21 protein-coding genes are annotated in these 19,477 nt (G+C 57.9%); 5 read left to right on the top strand and 16 right to left on the bottom strand.

Annotated elements, in window-relative coordinates:
- Positions 1-4: 4 nt before the first annotated feature.
- The 3 genes from NC979_RS19050 to NC979_RS19040 all read right to left on the bottom strand — a co-directional run bounded on the left by NC979_RS19050 (position 5) and on the right by NC979_RS19040 (position 2,795).
- Positions 5-1,093: an MSMEG_0568 family radical SAM protein gene (locus NC979_RS19050; RefSeq protein ID WP_190516539.1), complete on the bottom strand. Its 1,089-nt coding sequence runs from the start codon at positions 1,091-1,093 to the stop codon at positions 5-7.
- A gap of 110 nt (positions 1,094-1,203) precedes the next feature.
- On the bottom strand, positions 1,204-2,250 hold the full coding sequence (locus NC979_RS19045) for a Nit6803 family nitrilase (protein WP_190516536.1): 1,047 nt from the start codon (positions 2,248-2,250) through the stop codon (positions 1,204-1,206).
- A 62-nt stretch (positions 2,251-2,312) separates the two neighbouring features.
- On the bottom strand, positions 2,313-2,795 hold the full coding sequence (locus NC979_RS19040; RefSeq protein ID WP_190516533.1) for an MSMEG_0572/Sll0783 family nitrogen starvation response protein: 483 nt from the start codon (positions 2,793-2,795) through the stop codon (positions 2,313-2,315).
- Between the two features lie 372 nt (positions 2,796-3,167).
- On the opposite strand from NC979_RS19040, the gene NC979_RS19035 reads away from it, so the two are divergent.
- Positions 3,168-4,448 carry an MSMEG_0569 family flavin-dependent oxidoreductase gene (locus NC979_RS19035; protein WP_190516531.1) on the top strand — a complete coding sequence of 427 codons (1,281 nt, stop codon included), beginning with the start codon at positions 3,168-3,170 and terminating at the stop codon, positions 4,446-4,448.
- Between the two features lie 94 nt (positions 4,449-4,542).
- Here the strand turns inward: NC979_RS19035 and NC979_RS19030 are convergent, their stop codons facing one another.
- The 9 genes from NC979_RS19030 to der form a co-directional block, all read right to left on the bottom strand.
- Positions 4,543-4,851, bottom strand: a complete 309-nt coding sequence (locus NC979_RS19030; protein WP_190516528.1) for a DUF2442 domain-containing protein — start codon at positions 4,849-4,851, stop codon at positions 4,543-4,545.
- The gene (locus NC979_RS19025) at positions 4,832-5,092 is read right to left on the bottom strand and encodes a DUF4160 domain-containing protein (protein WP_199308715.1); all 261 of its coding nucleotides are present in this window, start codon (positions 5,090-5,092) and stop codon (positions 4,832-4,834) included. The genes NC979_RS19030 and NC979_RS19025 overlap by 20 nt, the downstream gene beginning before the upstream one ends.
- 33 nt (positions 5,093-5,125) lie before the next feature.
- The gene (gene proC / locus NC979_RS19020) at positions 5,126-5,938 is read right to left on the bottom strand and encodes a pyrroline-5-carboxylate reductase (protein WP_190516525.1); all 813 of its coding nucleotides are present in this window, start codon (positions 5,936-5,938) and stop codon (positions 5,126-5,128) included.
- A 119-nt stretch (positions 5,939-6,057) separates the two neighbouring features.
- Complete coding sequence (locus tag NC979_RS19015) at positions 6,058-6,651, bottom strand: cell division protein SepF (RefSeq protein WP_199308728.1); 594 nt, start codon at positions 6,649-6,651, stop codon at positions 6,058-6,060.
- A gap of 532 nt (positions 6,652-7,183) precedes the next feature.
- Positions 7,184-7,879, bottom strand: coding sequence for a YggS family pyridoxal phosphate-dependent enzyme (locus NC979_RS19010; protein ID WP_190516520.1), 696 nt, complete (start codon positions 7,877-7,879; stop codon positions 7,184-7,186).
- Positions 7,876-8,148, bottom strand: a complete 273-nt coding sequence (gene pipX, locus NC979_RS19005; RefSeq protein WP_190516518.1) for a transcriptional coactivator PipX — start codon at positions 8,146-8,148, stop codon at positions 7,876-7,878. Before pipX ends, NC979_RS19010 begins: the two co-directional genes overlap by 4 nt.
- A 137-nt stretch (positions 8,149-8,285) precedes the next feature.
- Complete coding sequence (locus NC979_RS19000; protein ID WP_431191090.1) at positions 8,286-9,806, bottom strand: anthranilate synthase component I; 1,521 nt, start codon at positions 9,804-9,806, stop codon at positions 8,286-8,288.
- Positions 9,734-10,648 (bottom strand): energy-coupling factor transporter transmembrane component T family protein, encoded by a 915-nt coding sequence (locus NC979_RS18995; protein ID WP_190516515.1) that lies wholly within the window; start codon positions 10,646-10,648, stop codon positions 9,734-9,736. Before NC979_RS18995 ends, NC979_RS19000 begins: the two co-directional genes overlap by 73 nt.
- Before the next feature lie 148 nt (positions 10,649-10,796).
- Positions 10,797-12,161, bottom strand: coding sequence for a ribosome biogenesis GTPase Der (gene der / locus NC979_RS18990; RefSeq protein WP_190516513.1), 1,365 nt, complete (start codon positions 12,159-12,161; stop codon positions 10,797-10,799).
- Between the two features lie 174 nt (positions 12,162-12,335).
- On the opposite strand from der, the gene NC979_RS18985 reads away from it, so the two are divergent.
- Complete coding sequence (locus NC979_RS18985; protein ID WP_190516510.1) at positions 12,336-12,494, top strand: hypothetical protein; 159 nt, start codon at positions 12,336-12,338, stop codon at positions 12,492-12,494.
- Positions 12,495-12,698: 204 nt separating this feature from the next.
- Here the strand turns inward: NC979_RS18985 and NC979_RS18980 are convergent, their stop codons facing one another.
- The gene (locus tag NC979_RS18980) at positions 12,699-13,631 is read right to left on the bottom strand and encodes an NAD-dependent epimerase/dehydratase family protein (RefSeq protein ID WP_190516508.1); all 933 of its coding nucleotides are present in this window, start codon (positions 13,629-13,631) and stop codon (positions 12,699-12,701) included.
- Between the two features lie 256 nt (positions 13,632-13,887).
- Between NC979_RS18980 and NC979_RS18975 the strand changes: the two genes are divergently transcribed.
- Complete coding sequence (locus NC979_RS18975) at positions 13,888-15,039, top strand: pentapeptide repeat-containing protein (protein WP_190516506.1); 1,152 nt, start codon at positions 13,888-13,890, stop codon at positions 15,037-15,039.
- A gap of 90 nt (positions 15,040-15,129) precedes the next feature.
- Here the strand turns inward: NC979_RS18975 and NC979_RS18970 are convergent, their stop codons facing one another.
- The gene (locus tag NC979_RS18970) at positions 15,130-15,930 is read right to left on the bottom strand and encodes an alpha/beta fold hydrolase (RefSeq protein ID WP_347403901.1); all 801 of its coding nucleotides are present in this window, start codon (positions 15,928-15,930) and stop codon (positions 15,130-15,132) included.
- A gap of 128 nt (positions 15,931-16,058) precedes the next feature.
- Complete coding sequence (queA, locus tag NC979_RS18965) at positions 16,059-17,192, bottom strand: tRNA preQ1(34) S-adenosylmethionine ribosyltransferase-isomerase QueA (protein WP_190516500.1); 1,134 nt, start codon at positions 17,190-17,192, stop codon at positions 16,059-16,061.
- A gap of 119 nt (positions 17,193-17,311) precedes the next feature.
- On the opposite strand from queA, the gene NC979_RS18960 reads away from it, so the two are divergent.
- Complete coding sequence (locus NC979_RS18960; RefSeq protein WP_073609919.1) at positions 17,312-17,701, top strand: hypothetical protein; 390 nt, start codon at positions 17,312-17,314, stop codon at positions 17,699-17,701.
- A gap of 80 nt (positions 17,702-17,781) precedes the next feature.
- On the opposite strand, the gene NC979_RS18955 is transcribed toward NC979_RS18960, so the two are convergent.
- The gene (locus NC979_RS18955) at positions 17,782-18,360 is read right to left on the bottom strand and encodes a hypothetical protein (RefSeq protein ID WP_190516498.1); all 579 of its coding nucleotides are present in this window, start codon (positions 18,358-18,360) and stop codon (positions 17,782-17,784) included.
- Between the two features lie 207 nt (positions 18,361-18,567).
- On the opposite strand from NC979_RS18955, the gene NC979_RS18950 reads away from it, so the two are divergent.
- Complete coding sequence (locus tag NC979_RS18950) at positions 18,568-19,461, top strand: ABC transporter permease (RefSeq protein ID WP_190516495.1); 894 nt, start codon at positions 18,568-18,570, stop codon at positions 19,459-19,461.
- The last annotated feature ends 16 nt before the right edge of the window (positions 19,462-19,477 follow it).

Genomic DNA, 19,477 nt, shown 5'->3' with positions numbered 1-19,477 from the left:
GTCGTTAACCCTCAAACGTGGACAGAGCCGAACAAGCGCCGCACTTGGCGCAGCCTGCCTTCATATCGGCCGAGGCCATGCCCGACTGCTTCAGCAGCGCTCCTACCCGCTGGTAGAGCGTGAACATAAACTCGCTGCTGGGGGAAGGATGATGGGCCAGCGGCGTTTCACCAATGGGGACAAAGGGGACCACAAAGGGGTAGACGCCCATTTGGATGAGGCGATCGCTCACTTCCACCAAGGTTTCTAAACTGTCGCCCAGGCCCGCCAGCAGGTAGGTGCTCACCTGGCCCCAGCCAAACACGTTCACCGCCGCCTCAAAGGCCGCGAAGTAGACAGTGAGAGGAACTTCTGCTTTGCCGGGCATAATTCTGGCTCGCACGTCAGGATCCACCGCCTCTAGGTGCATGCCTAGGCTGTCGACGCCCGCTGCCTTCATACGCTCAAACCAGATGAAATCATCCGGCGGTTCGCACTGGGCCTGAATGGGCAAGTTCGGTACTCGCTGGCGAATGGCGGCGGCGCATTCGGTGAGATAGGCGGCACCGCGATCGCTTGTATTCGGCGTTCCCGTCGTCATGATCATGTTGGTTACCCCATCTAGCCGCACGGCAGCTTCGGCTACCTCCGCCAGCTGTTGCGGCGTTTTGCGCGCGATGGTGCGCCCCGCGTCTAGGGACTTTTCGATAGCGCAGAACTGGCAGGCTGTAGCCGGGTCGCGATAGCGCATACAGGTTTGCTGCACCGTGGTTGCCAGCACATCGCGCCCGTGGAGGAGGGCAATCTTCGAGTAGGGAATACCATCGGCGGTGGTCAGACCGTAGAACTTTGGCGCGTTGGGCACATCAACAGGGGTGATGGCTTCCCCCGAGGCCTCTAGATGTAGAGGGCTGGCGGCGGTGGCTTTGAGGGTGTAGGGGGAGTGGGCAGCGTTGTCGGTGTAGATCGGCACCATGACGGTAGTACCGTCGATGGTAATGGCGCGGTGGTCAGAGGGGCCTGCCCCGCCCCGCCGCCCCGCTGCTCCAGGGGTAGATTCCACCAGCCGCAGCCCGTGGGTTTGTAACTCTGTAATCAACCGCTGCTTGTTCATGGCCTGATGTTCAATACCCAATAAAAACCTGCGTCAATCAGTCCCGCTAAAAACTGGCTAGCGAGCACATTCAAACCTATTGAGCTGCGAAATTTTTGGCCTATTTTGACCTATGAGGTTGGCAGACCAAGGCTGTTGGGGGGTAGGCCAACGGCTGCTTCGTCTACCAATGCTGGGGCAGTCTGCGAGGCTCCGTTCATGCTGGAGGAAATCTGGGCCGCCGGGCCGGGCGTTTCTACCACCGACCAGGGTTCGGCATTTAACCGCAGGCGCAGCAGGTCGGGGCGGGCGTAGTGGCCTACCGAGTCCATCATGCGCTTGCGTTTGGTGATTAGCGAAAAGTCGAGATCGGCGATCGCCAGCCCCTCCCCATCGGTAATGGGCTCGCTCAGGGGCACTCCTTCAGGGCTAATAATGGCGGTGTAGCACCCCCCCGACAGCACGCGGTGCATCCCCTCATCAGCGGTAATCTGCTGCTTTTGCTCTGGCGTGAGCCAGCCAGTGGCGTTGACCACAAAGCAGCCCGATTCTAGGGCGTGGTGGCGCATGGTGACCTCCATTTGGTCGCCAAAAATCTGCCCCACCATCGACCCGGGAAACTGACCGCAGTGAATCTGCTCATGCTGAGTCATCAGCGCGTAGCGGGCGAGGGGGTTGTAGTGCTCCCAGCAGGCCAGCGCCCCAACGCGTCCCACCGCTGTTTCCACCACCTTCAGCCCGGCCCCATCCCCTTGCCCCCAGACCATGCGTTCGTGGTAAGTAGGGGTGATTTTGCGCCGCTTCAGCACTAGGGTGCCGTCAGCGTCAAAGATTAACTGGGTGTTGTAGATCGAGCCGGCCTCCCGCTCGTTCACCCCCAGCACCACCACCATGCCGTAGGAGCGCGCCGCCCGGCCCACCGCATCGGTCACCGGCCCCGGCACTACCACGGCCTCTTCGTACAGCCGCATGTGCTCTTTACCCATGAGAACGGGCGGCTGCACAAATGAGAAGTAGGGGTAGTAGGGAATAAAGGTTTCTGGAAAGACGATTAGCTTCACTCCGGCCTGGGCAGCCTGGGCGATCGTCTCCAGCACCTTCTCGGTGGTGCCGTCGCAGCTGAACAGCACAGGGCTAATCTGCGCAGCAGCGGCTCGAATGGTCTTGGTGTAATCCATGGGATTTGGGGGTGGGAGGAGGGGTGGTGGGCATTGCCCACCCGATGCAGGCTGACGAGTCTCTACATGGTCCAGGTGTCGAGAATAAAGGCGCCTTCTTTGCGGTGCATCAGCACGAGGTCAAGCACGTCGAGGGGGTTGATGGGTCGAATGCCGGGGATCAGAGAAGGCTCGCCGTGACCATAGAGGGCCTGAAGGGCGAAGCGGCAGGCGTAGACTTTACCGCCTAGCTCCATCACCTTGACGATTTGGTTGTTCATCGCCATGTGGCCAGGGAAGGCTTCATCCCCTAGTTTTGGGAAACCCCGCTGCACACCTAGGGTGACGCCAGGGCCGTAGAGCAGTACCGTGGTCTCAAAACCCTTACGGATTAAGCGAGTGGCCTGGAGCAGGTTCACCAGACCGATGGATCCTTCAAAGGCCACCGTGTGGAAAGTGATCAGGGCTTTTTCGCCGGGTTCGGCCTGCACATCGGGAAATACTTTCTCTTCGTAGTCAACCAAAAAATCCCCAGCCTGGTGGGCTGGCAAAGTTACTTCAGGCATAGATTCAGTTCCTTGCAAAGTTGCTGGCAGCGCGGCATGTCTGGCTGCATGTCTCAGCACCTTACGGGCGATCGCCTGAGGCTCTCGTATCAGCAACTACAAACTTTGGTGGTCTGACCTAATCAACAGGGGCGCGGGGGCAAATCGCCAGTTTGGGGGTTTGGGCTTGGGGATACCCCTATCACTTTCGATAGGTAAGCTGGTCGAATTCACGCGCGACGAGGGCAGGGCAGGGCGATCGCACACCCCCTCCCTGCCACTAGCGCTAGATCAAGACTTTCGGTAGCTGGGGTTACAAGCATCCCCAGAACAACGGCCTAGGGTACGAAAAAGAACCTCGGCTCCTCCCACACCATTTTCAGGACGTACGGTATGACTATGCACTACGGCGTAATTGTGATCGGCGGCGGCCAGGCAGGGCTGTCGATGAGCTACTGCCTCAGTCGCCTAGGCATCGACCACATCATTTTCGAACAGCATCAGGTTGCCCACTCCTGGCGCACCAAGCGGTGGGATTCGTTCTGTCTAGTCACCCCCAACTGGCAGTGCCAGTTGCCCGGCTTTCCCTATCCTGGCGACGATCCCAAGGGCTTCATGGGCCGCGACGCCATTGTGGAATACATTGAGCGCTACGCCAACCACTTCGACCTGCCGCTCAAAACGGGAGTCAAGGTAGAACGGGTGCGTCAGCCCGAGGGCGGCGGCTTTGAGGTGGTGACCAACCGGGGCATCTTTACCGCTGATCAGGTGGTCGTGGCCACAGGCGGCTACCACACCCCCAAAATTCCTCGGCTGGCGGAGCGTCTGGCTCCCGATATTGTCCAACTGCACTCGGCAGAATATCGCAACCCTGAGTCGTTGCCCGAGGGAGCCGTGCTGGTAGTGGGCACCGGGCAGTCGGGCTGCCAGATTGCCGAAGACCTGCATCTGGCGGGCCGCAAGGTGCATCTATGCGTAGGGGGTGCGCCGCGATCGCCCCGACGCTACCGAGGCAAAGACGTGGTGGAATGGCTCGACCAAATGGGCTACTACGACCTGGCGATCGACGACCATCCTCAAAAAGAAACCGTGCGCCACAAGACCAACCACTATGTCACCGGGCGCGGCGGCGGGCGCGAAATTGACCTGCGCCACTTTGCCTTACAAGGAATGGGGCTGCATGGGCGACTCACGGATATTCAGGGCACCCAGCTCACCTTCAGCGACGATCTCAAGGAAAATCTCGACCAAGCCGATGCCGTCGCCGAAAGCATTAAGCGCACCATCGACACCTACATCGAGAAGAACGGCATTGACGCACCCATAGACCCTCCCTACCGGCCCGTGTGGGAGGCGGAAATCGTGGATACTGGCATCGACTATCGAGAGGCCAATATCACCTCAGTAATTTGGTGCATCGGCTACGGTCTCGACTTTCGCTGGATCGAGCTACCCGTGTTTGACGGTCAGGGCTATCCTGGCCACCGCCGAGGGGTTACTGCCGTGCCGGGGCTCTATTTCCTTGGTCTGCCGTGGCTCTATACCTGGGGTTCTGCCCGATTCTCGGGCATTGCCCGCGACGCCGAGTATCTGGCAGAGCAGGTTGCGGCTCGATCTGGAGACAGCTCTCTCCGCGCCCTACAGACCGTTAACGAAGTAGCAATGGGATCGTAGAAAATCTCTGAGACAGTGCATTGCTAAGCGTTAGCATTCGCGACAAGAACACTCTTCCCTCAGCCACAATTCAGCGCTAGTCATGCTGCGAGCCTCATGCTTGAAGATTGCGGTTTTCGAGCCACCGTTGCAGCGAGGTTTGACTTTCGCCCGAAGGTTGCCCCAGCAAAATATTCTTCAAGCTAATGTCTTCATCAAGTTCTGGCCAGTGAATGCCTGCTTGACTGCCGGTCAATTGCCAGTTGTCACGTTCTGCTGAGGTGCCGTGGAGCAGGCGAGGATACCAGGCCAGCGGTACAGCGATAATGCGCCCATCAGATAGATCAACCGTGAGCAGGTCGGCAGAAATAGAGACCTGCTGAATTTCAGGGATGTTGAGGATTTCAACCATTGAAGAAGTCATGCCAATCCTCCAATAACTGCTGCTGATTGTCCTCGGTCAACATTTGAAGGCGATTTATCTCGTTAGACGAAAACCCCTTATTGAACTGAAGCCTGACTGGAGTCAGCCAAAACTTGGCCTCACTACTGTCGCGTTCAATATGAACGTGGGCTAGCTCATCGCGATCGCCTGCGTAACAGAAGAAACGGTAGGGACAACGCGAAGTAACGTGGGCATCGTGGCTATATACGCTCCCAAACACTTCAATTGTATGTCTGCATCGTCTGAAGGTTAATCAGGACTGCCCTAGTTCCTTAGACCGCACATAGGCCGATCGCACGGCTGCGATCAGGGCCGATCGCAGCCCGCCTGCTTCTAGGGCCGCAATGCCCGCAATGGTGGTACCGCCGGGGCTAGTGACGCGGTCTTTGAGCACAGCGGGATGGAGGTCGCCCTGGTGCAGTAGCTCGCCGGTGCCGCGTACGGTGGCGATCGCCAGCTCCAGTGCGATCGCCCGAGGCAGCCCCACCGCGACGCCACCGTCAGCCAAAGCTTCCACCACCAAGGCAACGTAGCCTGGTCCAGAACCTGAAAGCGCCGTCACCGCATCCATTTGCGATTCGGGCACCTCGACTACGGTGCCCACGCTGGCAAAGATAGCGCGAGCTTGTTCTCGCTGGGCAGTACTCACCGCTTCCCCCGCGGCCAGGGCCGTTACCCCGGCCCCCACCGTAGCAGGCGTATTCGGCATTGCCCGCACCACCGCCCAGCCCGAGAATTCTTTTTCAAGCCGGGCCAAGGGCACCCCGGCCAAGATCGACAGCAGCAGTGGCGGTTGCTCGCGCTTTGGGGTCTCTAGATTCGCCGCCACCGCCGTCAGCATCTGGGGCTTAATCGCCAGCAAGACTGTCTCAGCGGCATCGATTAAGACTTGGTTTTCTGCGGTAGTCTGCACGCCGTAGGTGTGGTGCAAGACTTCTCGCCGCGCGGCCTGGGGGTCGCTCACTACTACCGCGCCAGGCGCAAAAATCCCTTGATCAAGAAGGCGGGCGATGAGAGCTTCTCCCATCATCCCGCCACCGATAACCCCAAATGTTGCCTCAGGCATAACAGTCCTCACCGACGACTCGATCGTTTGCGATCGCTAGTGAAGACAATAACCTAAGGTAGCCCCCGGCACTAGACCGGGGGCAGTGATAGTCACGTGTTACTTAAGCGTGGATAACGCTAGGCCATGCGAGCCATAGCCTCGGCACCCCAGGCTGGAGCGGGGGGCATTTGGCCAGGCATGGGCATACCCTGAGGCTGACCCATGAAGACTTCTTCTTCATATTCGGTGGGGGTGCTCACCTGCACGCAGTTGGGCGTAAACAGGAAGATGCTTTCGCCAATGCGCTCTTGGTGCCCGTCGATGGCATAGGTGCCGCCTGCCACGAAGTCAACAGCACGCTGAGCCTGGTCAGGATCCATGATGGTGAGGTTGAGGACAACCGACTTCCGCTCCCGCAGGGCCTGAATGGCCTGGGGCATTTCCTCAAAGGAGCGGGGTTCCATCACCACCACTTCAGAGGTGCCGTTCATGGCACCGGGCATACCAATTACGTTGCTGGCCATCGGGGTCATTCCTGCATCAGTGGGCATCATTCGTTCGCGGCGGGGGCGGCTCCGGCGAATTTCTTCAGGCTGGGGCGGCTGCACAATAGGCTGGGTGTTTTCTTCCTGGTAGAGGTTCTGGTACTCCTCTCCATCCATTTCTTCGTATTCGTAATCGTAATCTGCTGGGTCGTTAAGGCCAACGAAGTCCCGCAGTTTAGAAAACATGTTGCTCACAACTTACACTCCACGATGACTATCACTCTGGTAGACCAACCCCGCGGCCTTCGACCAATGGGGCACATCATGCTCCGGTTATCCGAGGGCCATGATAGCGCCAATTTTCCATTTGCAACGGCTGTTGTGAAAATTAGTGGGGCTAGCCTGGGGTTATGGGGTTAGCCAGCCCCTTTAGAAGGGTTGCTGACTGCCTAAACCTAATCTTAAAAACCCAGCGATAAAAACAACACTATCAGTGACGCTTCTCTCTGAGCTAGGGAAGACTTAGGGTTTTGCCTTAATATCCTGTACATAGAATATTGAGTCCACAGTATACACGAAATCAAAAAAAGGAAAAGCCGATTCACAATTAGTTAAGATTTTCTCAATCTCGTTTCAGTTTTGCGTCAGAACACAGATTTTTGACTGGAAGAATGATTGGTATCAGTGGTCGCTAGCGATCGCCCCAACCCGTTCCCTACCGCTGTCTCTGCTACCGGTTCAAGTTAGGAACCCAGGGCGAAAATGGGCGGATCCCGTCCTAGCTGATTTGGGGAGATGGCGGTCGAGAGCCAAACAGTATGGTGCCCAGGCGCACCATGGTGGCTCCACAGGCGATCGCAGCCCCGTAATCCCCTGACATGCCCATGGAAAGCTGGTCGATATGCAACCGGTTAAAGCTGGTTTGGTTAATAGTGTCAGCCAGGGATTTGGCCCCCGCAAACACCTCTCGTGCCGTAGCGTCGCTCGACCCCTGAGGGGGAATGGTCATCAGCCCGCGAATCTTAAGGTGGGTGAGCTGGTCAAACTGGGGCAGCAACCCACGCAATTCGGCGGCATCAAGGCCAGCCTTAGGCGGGTCGGGTACCAGCTTGACCTGAAGGCAACACTGGGGCACTTTCTCCAGTTCTTGAGCCGCCTGATCGAGCCGCTGGGCTAATTTTAGACTGTCTACCGAGTGAATCCAGTCGAAGTGTTCGACGGCTTTGCGAGCTTTGTTGGTTTGCAGACGACCGATCAGATGCCAGGTGATGTCGGGCAGGTCGCTGAGGTCGGCTTGTTTCGCGATCGCCTCCTGCACCCGGCTCTCGCCAAAATGGCGGATTCCTCGGTCGTAGGCAGAGCGGATTGTTTCTACCGGCAAAAACTTGGTAACCGCAATCAGGGTTACCGTGGGGGGAATGCTTTGCCGAATCCGATCAAATTGCTCAGGCAGGGCACCGGGGGCAGCGGTCATTGAAAGGTTTGCTTGTAGGTGTGCTGAAGGCGATCGAAGTCGGCTTGCTGACCTGCCCGCCGCAAAATACGTAGGCGACTTTCCAGCATCATGCGAGCGTTGCTCCGACCTAGGGGTTGAAACACTAACCCCTCAGCGGGGGAATTGGTGACCAAGAAAAACAACCGCTGGGCATATAGCGTAGCGTACAGTTCTTGACCGTCGTCTACTATACACACTCTAAAGAGCAGGCCAAAATTGGGGTGATTTAGATAGGTTTCTGTGCTCATTCAGGTATGAGAGAGGCTCTTCCTTACGGTAGGACGATGGTTGTGTCTGTTCAATTCGCCACATGCATTCTAGAACCTGGTGCGCTGTCTGCATGCATTCTCAAGCAGATCAACCGTTATCTCGGGGAATGGCGAAACTACCCCAACCCCAGTGCCAGCAGTTGTGCCCTGGCTTTTTGCAGTGATTCTTGCCACTCTTTTGCGGGATCACTGTCGGCCACGATGCCCGCGCCGACTTGCCCCCACACAGTAGATGCCGTCGATAAGCTATCAGTATGCCCAAACAATAGCGTGCGGATCAGAATATTTAGGTCAAGGTGGCCGCGGCGATCGAGATAGCCACAGGAGCCGTAGAACAAGCTGCGACGAACGGGCTCTAGGTCTTCGATAATTTCCATGCAGCGTACCTTGGGGCAGCCGGTGATAGTGCCGCCAGGGAAGACGGCGCGGATCAAGTCGATGGCGGTGTGTTGACGCAGCTTCCCGAAGCGAGAATCGCTCCCTAACTTCCCCACCACGTTGCTCACCAGATGCATGACATGACTGTAGTATTCTACCGTCAGCAGCTCATCCACCTGCACAGTGCCCCACTGGCACACCCGCCCCAGGTCGTTGCGCTCCAAATCCACCAGCATAATGTGCTCAGCTCGCTCTTTGGGGTTGCTGAGCAACGTTTGAGCCAGCTCTGCATCCTGTTCTGGGGTTGATCCCCGAGGGCGGGTACCGGCGATGGGGCGAGTCTGAGCAAGACCATCCTGCAACTTCACCAGCCGCTCGGGCGAGCAGCTAATTACATCGCCCCAGGGGGTGCGCCAGTAGCAGGCAAAGGGCGATGGATTGATGCGGTGCAGCTGGCGGTATAGCGCCCAGCTGTGAGCCGTGGTAACCGTCGAGAAACGGAGGGAAAGATTGACCTGAAACACATCCCCCGCTTGAATATGCCGCTTCGCCTGAAGGACAGCCTGCTGGTATTCGGCCGCCGCCATGCCCAGGGTTACAGAGCGGGGATCGCCCTCTGGCAGGGCAAAACAGGTCTCTGGAGCAGACAGTTCTAACTGCTTCTCCATCGCATCTAACTCTGTGGGAGAGGGGGCCGCTAGCCACAGTCGCTGATTCTGGTGGTCGAGGACGGCAAAGGTGGCTGGCTCGTACCACAGCGCCACCGGAAAGGGTAAGAGATCACTATTTACTATGGGCAGCCGCTCGATTTCCCACGCCAGATCGTAGCCTAGCCAACCCAGCCAGCCCCCCGTAAACGGCAGCGTTTGCTCGGCAGTCTCGGCTTCGTCACCTAAGAGCTGGAGCTGCTCTCCCTCGGCTAGACGTTCGCTCAGCATAGGCAAAATGCTCCCTACCGCTGGCGTCCATACCTGGGGCGCTTCGGTGGGGGAAGGTGGCCCAGCACAGATGGAGTAGCGGCTGTGAATAGCGTGGGGCTGGGCCGCAGCGGTTAAGGGGTAGGGACTCTCTAGCAGGGCAACTAAGGTGGCAGAGGTAGGGGGCTGCCGCAACAGATCGCCGTAGAGGGCCTGGAAGATGTCGCTGCCGGTGCGGTGCCCTAGGGGCTGCGATCGCACCCACCAGTTCAAATCTCGCCTCCCCAGACCCACCGCGCCCACCAAAACACCACCAGCAGCCCCAGGGCAAACCAGTCCCACGACCGGAGCACCAGCTGGTACCAGCGCACTCGGTGCTCGTTGGGGCTGGTGAAACCGCGCACTTCCATCGCTGCCGCAATCTGCTCGGCCCGCAGTAGCAGATTTTGCAGTAGGCGTTCCATCACCGATAGCCACACCTGGGCAGAGCCGCGAAAGCCCAGCTTTTTCCAGTTGATGGCGCGGGTCTGCACCGATCGCACCAAATTCTGCACTTCCTCCAGCACCAGAGGAATGAACCGCAGGGAGAGCGTCACCGTCAGAGCAATCTCGGTCACCGGCAGGCGAAACCAGCGCAGAGGAGCCATCAGCGCCTCTAGAGCTACGGTAATTTCTTCGGGCGCAGTGGTGAGCAGGTAGAGGTTGGTGCCGTAGATCAGCGTGAACAGCAGCGTGCCAATGCGAATGCCCAGATCGAGCGATCGCCGCGTTACGTTAATCGGCCCCCAGTCAAATACTACGTAGCGATAGGCCGTGGGCTGAGGTAACTCTGGCAACACCTCTGGCGGATTATCCAAAGTGACCATGTCAGCTGGAGTAGGCAGCCGAGGCGTCTGCGCCACCTGAAGCCCGTCGGGCATCACAAAGGTCAGCAACATCACGATGCCGCTAAGCGCCACTAACCAGCCCATCTGCTGTCGCCACACCCGCAGCGGAATCAGCGCCGCTAGAGTCAGCAGCACCAGCAGCGCCACCAGCCCAAACCGCCAGTAGGCGTTCGCCAAAATCGGCGTCACTAAAATGCTCATCAACCAGGCCATCTTGACCCTGGGATCAAGCCGGTGCAGCCAGGTTACCGGCTGCTCCAGATAAAGGCCAATGGGAAGAGAGCGAAGAAGATCCATGGAGTTGTGGGTTGGTCTCTGACTACCTTTACCGATTTCGGATTTTGAATTTGCGGTTTTGGGTTGCGGCTATCTCGTCAGAGAAAGCTTGTGAACTCAAGTCGCAAAGATTTTAACCAACACGCCTAACTAATCCTAAATCCAAACTTCACTTCACCTTCGTCGCTCGGTTGGGGTTGTTGCGCTCTAAGTCACGCATCGCCTTGCCCCGCCAGAAGATACGAATCGGCGTGCCCTCAAAACCCAGGTTCTCGCGGAACTGCCGCTCCACGTAGCGACGGTAGTTGTCCTTCAGAAGGTGGGGATCATTGACAAATAGGGTGAAGGACGGTGGGCGCACGGTGACCTGAGTGCCGTAGTAGATGCGACCCTGGCGACCCTGGCGAGTGGTAGGCGGCGTGTGCCACTTCACCGCATCTTCCAGCACTTCGTTGACAACCGAGGTGCTAACCCGACGACGGTGCTGCTCCACCGCGTGATCCACCAGCTCTAGAATTTTGGGCACCCGCTGGCCAGTCTTGGCACTGACGAAAATGCGCTTGGCCCAATCGAGAAAGTTCAGTCGGGCAGAGATTTGGTGGTCGAAATCGTAGATGGTGTGGCTGTCTTTTTCCACCGCATCCCACTTGTTGACGACGATAATGCAGGCGCGACCGTCTTCTTCAATGCGGCCCGCCAGCTTTTGGTCTTGCTCGGTAACGCCGTCGAGGGCGTCAATCACCAGCAGCACCACATCGGCGCGGCGAATGGCCTTGAAGGCGCGGTTAATGCCAAAAAACTCTGGCCCGTACTCGACGCTCTTTTTCTTGCGAATGCCAGCGGTGTCGATCAGGCGATAGATTTTGTCGCCGTGCTGCACCTGCATGTCGATCGCATCACGGGTCGTCCCCGAGATCGGGCTAACAATGGCGCGGGTTTCGCCCACAAAGGCGTTCAGCAAGCTCGATTTGCCCACGTTGGGCCGCCCTACAATGGCGACTTTGACTTCCTCTTCGGCCGCTTCTTCTACGGTTTCGGGCAGGAACTCTACTAGGGCATCCAGCAGTTCTCCCGTGCCGTTGCCGTGGATGCCGGAGACGGCGTAGGGCTCACCCAGCCCCAGTTCCCAAAACTGCGCCGCCTGCACTAAGCCGTTATCCAGCGATTCGCATTTGTTGACTGCCAGCAGCACTGGCACCGACTGCTGCCGCAGCCAGGAGGCGATTTCACGATCTGACTCGGTGGGGCCAACTTTCCCATCGACGACAAACACCGCAGCGCTAGCTTCGGTAAGGGCTAGCTGGGCCTGTTCGCGAATGTAGGGCAAAAATTCGGTGTCGTCGTCAAATACTAGGCCACCAGTATCGACCACTAGGTAGTCGCGATCGCGCCAAAAGGCGGGCTGGTAGGTGCGATCGCGCGTCACCCCTGGCTGGTCGTAGACAATAGCGTCTTGAGCCCCGGCCAGGCGGTTCACTAAGGTAGATTTGCCCACATTTGGGCGTCCGATAACCGCAACAACAGGCAGTGGCATAGCTTGGGCCTTTTAGGCAGATGAATGGTTCAGTAGACCTGGAAGCCACACATTGCTAGACGCCCAGATCATCAATGAGAAAATCTTCCCAATCTTTCCATTGTAGTCAAGAGATCACGGTCTGGGGAAGTTAGGCAATTAATAGGGGCTAGGAATTCTACTGATGAAGAGACTTTGACACTATCTATCAAATTGAGTGAAGCCTTGGGTTGCGATCGCCACAACAATGACTCTCAGCTCAGCAACAACAGCTTTACCAAAAATGCCGCCGCACCGATAATCAAAACCACCGTGGCTGAAATCAGTAACGCAAAGGCGAAGTACACCACCTGATGCATAACGGTTTCATAGGTATCTAGCACTAGCTAAACTGCCGAATATCATCAGTCCACTTGTCAACCGCTGCGGCACTCTTTTTGACTAAAGCTTCGATGCGATCATTGCTAGTGGTCACAGCACGGGCGATAGCTACCCTGTCGTTATCACTTAGACGGAAGGATGAGCGCGGCCCACCCTGCCCGTCCGTTGCTAGGGCTTTTACGCCGCTAGAATTTTGTCGTCTAGGGTAAAATCGACCTCAGTTTTGTCTGCGCCAGAGGCAAGATAGTCGTTCTGGAACGAATCTTTTAGACCCGCAACCAAGTCGTAGGTGGGTGCCCAACCCAATTCTGCCTGAGCCTTATCAATGGCAGTAAAGAAGTGCTGCACCCGCATGGGAAAAGCCTTGGCTTTGCCAAAGTCAAAGGCTTTGGGGTCGTAGTGGACAATCTTGAGGGCATCGGCATCCTTGCCAGCTGCCAGCGCACAGGCGCGGGCCAGACCATCAAAGGTGACGGCTTTTTCGCCGGAGATGTTGTAGATTTGGCCGATCGCCGTCTCGTTGCCCAGCACTGCCGCCATCGCTGCCGCTAGGTCTTGCACATGGCCGAGCTGGGTAAGGTGCATACCGTTGCCGGGGATGGGAATGGGGCGATCGCGCACCACCCGATCAAAGAACCAGGCCTCTAGCGGGTTGTAGTTCTGCGGGCCATAAATGTAGACCGGACGCACCGAGGTAAAGGGCACCCCTTGGGCTTGCAGGTAGGCTTCGGTTTCAAACTTGCCTTTGTGGCGGCTCTTTGGATCCACGGCATCGCCTTCGATGTGGGGCATTTGGTCAGATTTGAGGTATACCCCAGCGGAGCTGACGTAGACAAAGTGCTGAAGCTTGTCGCCAAACAGTTCTACCAGCGGTTGCGTATCGCTCAGCTCGCGCCCATTGTTGTCGAAGATGGCATCGAAGGTTTCGCCCGCGAGCTGGGTTTTGAGGCTGTTGGGGTTGGTGCGATCGCCCACAATGGTCGGCACCCCCTCCACCGGCGCGGGATGGTTGCCCCGGTTAAACAACACCACCTCGTGGCCCTGCTCAATTAACAGTTTGGTTAGATACACCCCAATAAACCGGGTGCCACCCATGACCAGTACACGCATTGCCCTCTCCTTCCTGCTAACCAGCCGCCTAAAACATGCTGAAAGCAACATGCTGAAAGACGCACTGAACTTAATGTATGTATATTAAGCTGCGCCGATCCCCCAAATTCTTTCGAAGAATCAAGGGATTTAGGTTCAAACCCGTTAAGCAAACCAGTAGATAACGGCCCAGGTCTTACGCTAGCGGCGGGAACCCGCCTAAAATGTTATGAGTTGAGCACTGGCCTTAACACCCTAAGCGCGAGATTGTCTCTACATGCGAGAGCTGGACAACGCCTATAGACTTTTGGAGCTAGAGCCCGGTGCCTCGATTGAGGATGTCAACCAGGCGTATAAAGATCTAGTGTTCGTCTGGCACCCCGATCGCATTCCCCAAGACAACGAGCGATTGTATCAAAAGGCCCAAGACAAGATTAAAGCGCTGAACCACGCTCGGGATTTGCTGCGATCGCATAACCGCAACAGTCGCAGCAGCGCCAGCTCGGCCAGCAGTCGCTACGGCACCGCCAGCGGCTATCGCCCCTCGTCCGCCAGTGGCTACGGCACCAGCGACTATCGCTCGACCTACAGCAACGGCTATAGCAGCAAGGGCAAGGGCTACGGCAGTGCCCAGTCCCGAGATGACGACAGCGAAGAGGAGCAGCGATCGGGATCCCACAATCGCTACTACCGCTACCAGCGCAGCACCTACGGCAGCAGCTACTACGGGGCCAGTCAGAGCGACGGCAACCCATCCTCAGGCTCTAGCACATCTAACGGTGGCCCCTCTTCAAATTCCAGCACCTCTGGCAACGGCACCTCTTCCTCAAGCGCTAGCACTGGCCAGTCACAAACCTACCGCCAGCGGCGCGATGCGGCAGCGGGGGTAGGGGGCGATACTGCCAGCGCCAAAGGCAGTTCGGACACCCAGAGCCAGGCCAGCTCTACCAACGGCAAAGCACCTAGCTCTCCCCCCAGTAGCCAGGCCAGCTCCAAACCCGCTAACGACTCCTACAACAGCTACAACGCCCACACCCGCAGCGGAGCCGCGCGATCGCGCCAGAGCCCCGACCTCAGCGGCACCGACATGAGCGGGGCCAACCTACGCGAAAAAGACTTTGGGGGACGCAACCTCAGCGAGGCCAACCTCAGCGGGGCTGACCTCAGCGACGCCTTTCTACACAAAGTCAACCTCAACCGGGCCAACCTCAGCAAGGCCAAGCTGTTTCGCGCCAACCTGCTCCAAGCCGACCTCAGCCACGCCAACCTGCGCGAAGCCGACCTGATTGGCGCAGACTTTAGCGGGGCCGACCTCAGCGGGGCCGACCTCAGCGGCGCAAAGGTGGCGGTTGGGGGTCGCACCATGGTCAAGCTCACTGGCGCCATTCTCACCGGGGCGATCATGCCCGACGGATCGATTCACGATTAGTTTGTGATGGGTTGGAATTAGGGTATAGGGTTCAGGGTTCAGGGTTCAGGACGCTGCCTTGAACCCTATACCTTATACCCCCGTCCCCAATCACCGTCCCAGGTAGTCGGCCACGCTTTGATTAAACCCCTCAGGTTCCACCAAGTGGGACCAGTGGTTGCCAGGAATGGTGTGTATTTGCAGGTTGGGCAAATGGGTGCGGTAGGGTTTGAGCTGCCAGGCCTTGCGGTTGAGCCCGGCTTGGGGCAAAAGCAGTAGGGTCGGCACCGTCAGCTCTGCAGTCAGCCCTGCCCGATGCAGAGTGTCGCGAAACACGCCGTTGCGGGCGGCGATCGCAAACTTACTCCCCCAGCGGCTATCGGGCTTCTGCTCTATGCCGGCCTTAAACACTGCTGCTTGCAGGGGGCTCCAGCCTCGGTACTGCTTTAGGGTGCGGGCGACGGATTCTGCTGCCTCATAGCTCTCAAACGGCCCTATCACCTTCAAAAAGGGTAGGGTGCGATAGAACAATGGGAACGTGGGCTGCAACCACCTCGGCAGCTGATTCACAAAAAACGGATCTACCAACACCAGACGACGAACGCGCTGGGGTTGCTGCTTGGCCCACAGCAGCGCCAGTTTGGCGGCCCAAGAATGGGCCACGACAGTGAGCTGCTCAACGTGACAGGCGATCGCCAGAGCTTCTAAATCGTCAACCAGTTCAAGCGCATCGTAAGCGGCGACATCGTCGGGCTTACCGCTGTCGCCATGACCGCGCAGGTCGGGAGCCAGACAGCGATAGCGCATCCTCAAGGTTTCGGCTAAGCTCTGCCACACTAACCCGTGGTCGGCTAGCCCGTGGAGCAGCATCAGTGGATCTCCGTCTCCCCACTGCCGGTAGGTCAGGGGCACGGACGCGCTAGATAATGTGTGGCGCGAAAAAGACATCGTTCTATCAGCCTCTGCCGGAGAACAGGCAGGGTTGCCGCCTGGTTAGGGTATCTGAGCGCGATCGCCAGGCCACTAGCCTGAGCAATCCCCTACCGCTCAACGTTTTCACCTTGGACTGCCTCAGGCAAAATCAGCATGGCATCGCCAAAGGAATAGAAGCGATAGTCGTGCTGAATAGCGGTTTCGTAGAGAGCCAACAATCGCTCTCGGCCCATCAACGCGCTGACCAGCATCAGCAGACTAGAGCCCGGCAGGTGAAAGTTGGTAATCAGCCCATCGATCGCCCGGTACCTGTAACCGGGGTAGATAAACAGGTTTACTTTGCCCTGGTAGGGTTGCAGCTCGCCACCTTGGGCAGCCCCTTCTAGGGCACGCACCACTGTCGTACCGACGGCAATCACGCGCCCGCCTCGGGCTTTGGTGGCGTTGATCTGCGCTACGGTTTCTGGCGAAACATCAATCCATTCGCCGTGCATTTTGTGGTCGAGAATGTTGTCGGCCTCCACCGGGCGAAAGGTGCCCACGCCGACGTGGAGGGTAATGTGCGATCGCCCTACCCCCTTCTCCTCTAGCCGCTCAAACAGCTCTGGCGTAAAGTGCAGCCCCGCCGTCGGAGCCGCCACTGCCCCTGGGGCCTCAGCATAGACCGTCTGGTATTGCTCAGGGGAAGCCGCCCTATCGGTGATGTAGGGCGGTAGGGGGACTTCCCCCAGCCGCTCAAACAGGGCCAATAGGGGCTCACTTCCCTGGGGCTCAAACTTCAGCAAGCGACCGTTGGTCTCAGGGTCGGTAGCCAGCACCTGGGCTATTAGGTCAGGCTGGTTGGGATTGGGGCCAAAATGCACTGTGGCGCCTGGCTTCAAACGGCGGCCAGGGCGCACTAGAGCCAGCCACTGGTTATCGCCCTGGTCTTCCAGCAAAAACACCTCCACTTGGGCACCGCTGGGTTTATACCCAGGTAGCCGGGCCGGAATTACCCGGGTGTCGTTAATGACAAGTAAGTCGCCCGGCTGCAGCAGCGTAGGTAGGTCGCGGAAGTGGTGATGACGGTGGGTAGTGGGGCCATCGACCACCAGCAAACGAGACGAATCCCTTGGTGTGACGGGAGTTTGAGCAATTTTTTCTGGTGGGAGAAAATATTGGTAAGCCGCCAGGGAATACTCATCAGAAGGGCTCTGAGCCCTTGGATCCGTCTCTGGAGCAAGGTTTGAACTATTGCACATCGCCTAGCAGGTTGGGTGGATACACCCAGGTCGAGTAGGGGGACTTAACCCTAACAACCTGAGAGTTGATCCCAGACAATAAGGACATAAGAACTCTAGCACCTGCCTAAAGGTCAACGATGGAATACACCTACTATCTCGCCAATGCCAGTTTGACCCTCCGCGTAGTCGAACACCTGCTGGGCACCCCGAGATTGCCTCTGGAGTTTATGACGGTGATTCATCAGATCGATGGATGGGTCATCCGCGTCAAAATGAACGACAACATTGGCGTTCCCGACGCCGAAGATTTTCGCGCTTACATGAATGAACTGGGAGTAGCCTACGATCCCGGCATTCGAGTCCGCATGGCTCTGTGGGGCCTAGAAACTGGGCAGTCGCCGATTGATGTCATGCGCCGCTACCAGGTGGCGATCGTCTCCCACGGCAAGCCCGATCGCGAAGAGATTGAAGCCTTTCGCCGTCAGTTTGTGATGGGCCTGGGCTACTGCCCCGAAACCTTAGCCTAAGCGGCTTTGCAGGGGCATCCTCACCGTTGGCCTCTGATCGTCTCAAGACATGTCCCTTCGGGGCGGGGTTAAACCCGCCCCTATTTTTTGATCCATAGGGCCAGCCCACCGCTGCGCCCCCGAGCGGCAACATAGCCTTCCTCAGCTACAAAAAAGGAGAAAAACGGCAGCTTAGCCACCGAAGTAGCCACGAAATTGCCTGCTTTAGCGGCTTTGCTGCGTAGAGGTAGATTGATCAGCGTCAAACTACCCAACAGCACCTGAAGGCGAACGAAGTCAAAGGCCAACAGGTTCTTCTTAGGCAAAAACTTGGCTGGCCCCGTAAACCGCAGTTTGGCTGGCCCCACCTGAAGCTGGTTTTGAATAGTCAGCTGGTCATTGTCGTCTCGACTGAAGCAGAGAGAGGCGATCGCCAATCCCGGCATATAAAATCCACTCCCTTGGGGTTTTCCCGCTTTGTAGGCAGGCTTTTTGGGAGCCGTAAACCGCAGCCGCCAGTTTCCCAACAGCACCTCAGGGGAAAACTGCCGCCGCTCTGCCTTAGTTTGCCGCTCGGCGTCTAGCAGGGCGGCCGTCACCTGCTGAGCACTAGGCTTTGCCCCAGAGGCAGCCGCCTCCAGAACCTGCGGTGTAACAGTGGCGCTATTGGTAACGGTCATGGGGGCTCCAGAAAATAGATAGGGTCAAGCCGCAGGGTAAACGCGGTCTCGCCGTGCTTGCCAAAATTTGACCAGACACTAAGCTAAGGTCTAGCTAAATTTATTATGACAATGCCAGCCATTGGACTGGGCGATCGCCTTTAGCCCCAGTCTTTGACCCTGGCTCTGGCATAATAAGAGCCTATTCACTACTGCCGGTGCGCTGCTATGGCTACCACTCCGCGATTGCCCCTGCTGCGCAACCCAGCCGCCAAACCGGCCACCAACGTATCTATGGTGCTGATGGGGGTGGGCTTGGCCATCACCCTGGCGTTCATTCTGATTGCCCTGCTAGCGCCGCTAATGGCGAGCTGGGGCTGGGTGCTTGACCCCACCACCGCCCTACAGAATCCCATCCACGAGCCCCCTGGGGGTGCCCACTGGTTTGGCACCACGCGACAGGGCTATGACGTATTTTCGCGCACGCTATTTGGCACCCGCGCCGCCTGGCAGGTGGTGCTGCTGGCTACGCTGCTCAGCGTAGCGATTGGGGTGCCCTTGGGTATGGTCAGCGGTTACCTGGGCGGCTGGCTCGATCGCGCGCTGCTGTTCTTTATGGATACGATCTACACCCTGCCGGGGCTGCTGCTCTCAGTCACCCTGGCCTTTGTGGTGGGTCGGGGAGTGGTAAACGCCGCGATCGCCCTCAGCATTGCCTACATTCCTCAGTATTACCGAGTGGTGCGCAACCACACCGTCAGCGTTAAGACCGAGCTGTTTATCGAAGCCGCTCAGGCCATGGGGGCTTCAACTTGGACGGTGCTGTCCCGCTATCTGTTTCTCAACGTGATTCAAAGCGTGCCGGTGCTATTTACCCTCAACGCCGCCGACGCCATTCTGGTGCTGGGGGGGCTGGGCTTTTTGGGACTGGGTCTGCCCGAACAGGTGCCCGAATGGGGGGCCGACATTCGCCAGGCTCTCGATGCACTGCCTACGGGCATTTGGTGGACAGCGTTGTTTCCCGGGCTGGCCCTGACCCTGATGGTGACGGGGCTATCCCTGGTGGGTGAGGGGCTGAATGAGTTTATGAACCCCCTGCTGCGCCGCGAAAACTGGCGATAGGGCAGCCCGATTAGTC

It is taken from the genome of Leptolyngbya subtilissima AS-A7, from assembly GCF_039962255.1.
Taxonomy (GTDB): Bacteria; Cyanobacteriota; Cyanobacteriia; order Phormidesmidales; family Phormidesmidaceae; genus Nodosilinea.
This window is presented reverse-complemented; position numbering and strand designations above follow the sequence as displayed.

Bases quoted from the DNA above. Each gene is read 5' to 3' on its own strand.
- NC979_RS19050 (WP_190516539.1), bottom strand. From the start codon at position 1,093: ATGAACAAGCAGCGGTTGATTACAGAGTTACAAACCCACGGGCTGCGG.
- NC979_RS19045 (WP_190516536.1), bottom strand. From the start codon at position 2,250: ATGGATTACACCAAGACCATTCGAGCCGCTGCTGCGCAGATTAGCCCT.
- NC979_RS19040 (WP_190516533.1), bottom strand. From the start codon at position 2,795: ATGCCTGAAGTAACTTTGCCAGCCCACCAGGCTGGGGATTTTTTGGTT.
- NC979_RS19035 (WP_190516531.1), top strand. From the start codon at position 3,168: ATGACTATGCACTACGGCGTAATTGTGATCGGCGGCGGCCAGGCAGGG.
- NC979_RS19030 (WP_190516528.1), bottom strand. From the start codon at position 4,851: ATGACTTCTTCAATGGTTGAAATCCTCAACATCCCTGAAATTCAGCAG.
- proC (WP_190516525.1), bottom strand. From the start codon at position 5,938: ATGCCTGAGGCAACATTTGGGGTTATCGGTGGCGGGATGATGGGAGAA.
- NC979_RS19015 (WP_199308728.1), bottom strand. From the start codon at position 6,651: ATGTTTTCTAAACTGCGGGACTTCGTTGGCCTTAACGACCCAGCAGAT.
- NC979_RS19010 (WP_190516520.1), bottom strand. From the start codon at position 7,879: ATGACCGCTGCCCCCGGTGCCCTGCCTGAGCAATTTGATCGGATTCGG.
- pipX (WP_190516518.1), bottom strand. From the start codon at position 8,148: ATGAGCACAGAAACCTATCTAAATCACCCCAATTTTGGCCTGCTCTTT.
- NC979_RS18995 (WP_190516515.1), bottom strand. From the start codon at position 10,648: ATGGATCTTCTTCGCTCTCTTCCCATTGGCCTTTATCTGGAGCAGCCG.
- der (WP_190516513.1), bottom strand. From the start codon at position 12,161: ATGCCACTGCCTGTTGTTGCGGTTATCGGACGCCCAAATGTGGGCAAA.
- NC979_RS18980 (WP_190516508.1), bottom strand. From the start codon at position 13,631: ATGCGTGTACTGGTCATGGGTGGCACCCGGTTTATTGGGGTGTATCTA.
- NC979_RS18975 (WP_190516506.1), top strand. From the start codon at position 13,888: ATGCGAGAGCTGGACAACGCCTATAGACTTTTGGAGCTAGAGCCCGGT.
- queA (WP_190516500.1), bottom strand. From the start codon at position 17,192: ATGTGCAATAGTTCAAACCTTGCTCCAGAGACGGATCCAAGGGCTCAG.
- NC979_RS18960 (WP_073609919.1), top strand. From the start codon at position 17,312: ATGGAATACACCTACTATCTCGCCAATGCCAGTTTGACCCTCCGCGTA.
- NC979_RS18955 (WP_190516498.1), bottom strand. From the start codon at position 18,360: ATGACCGTTACCAATAGCGCCACTGTTACACCGCAGGTTCTGGAGGCG.
- NC979_RS18950 (WP_190516495.1), top strand. From the start codon at position 18,568: ATGGCTACCACTCCGCGATTGCCCCTGCTGCGCAACCCAGCCGCCAAA.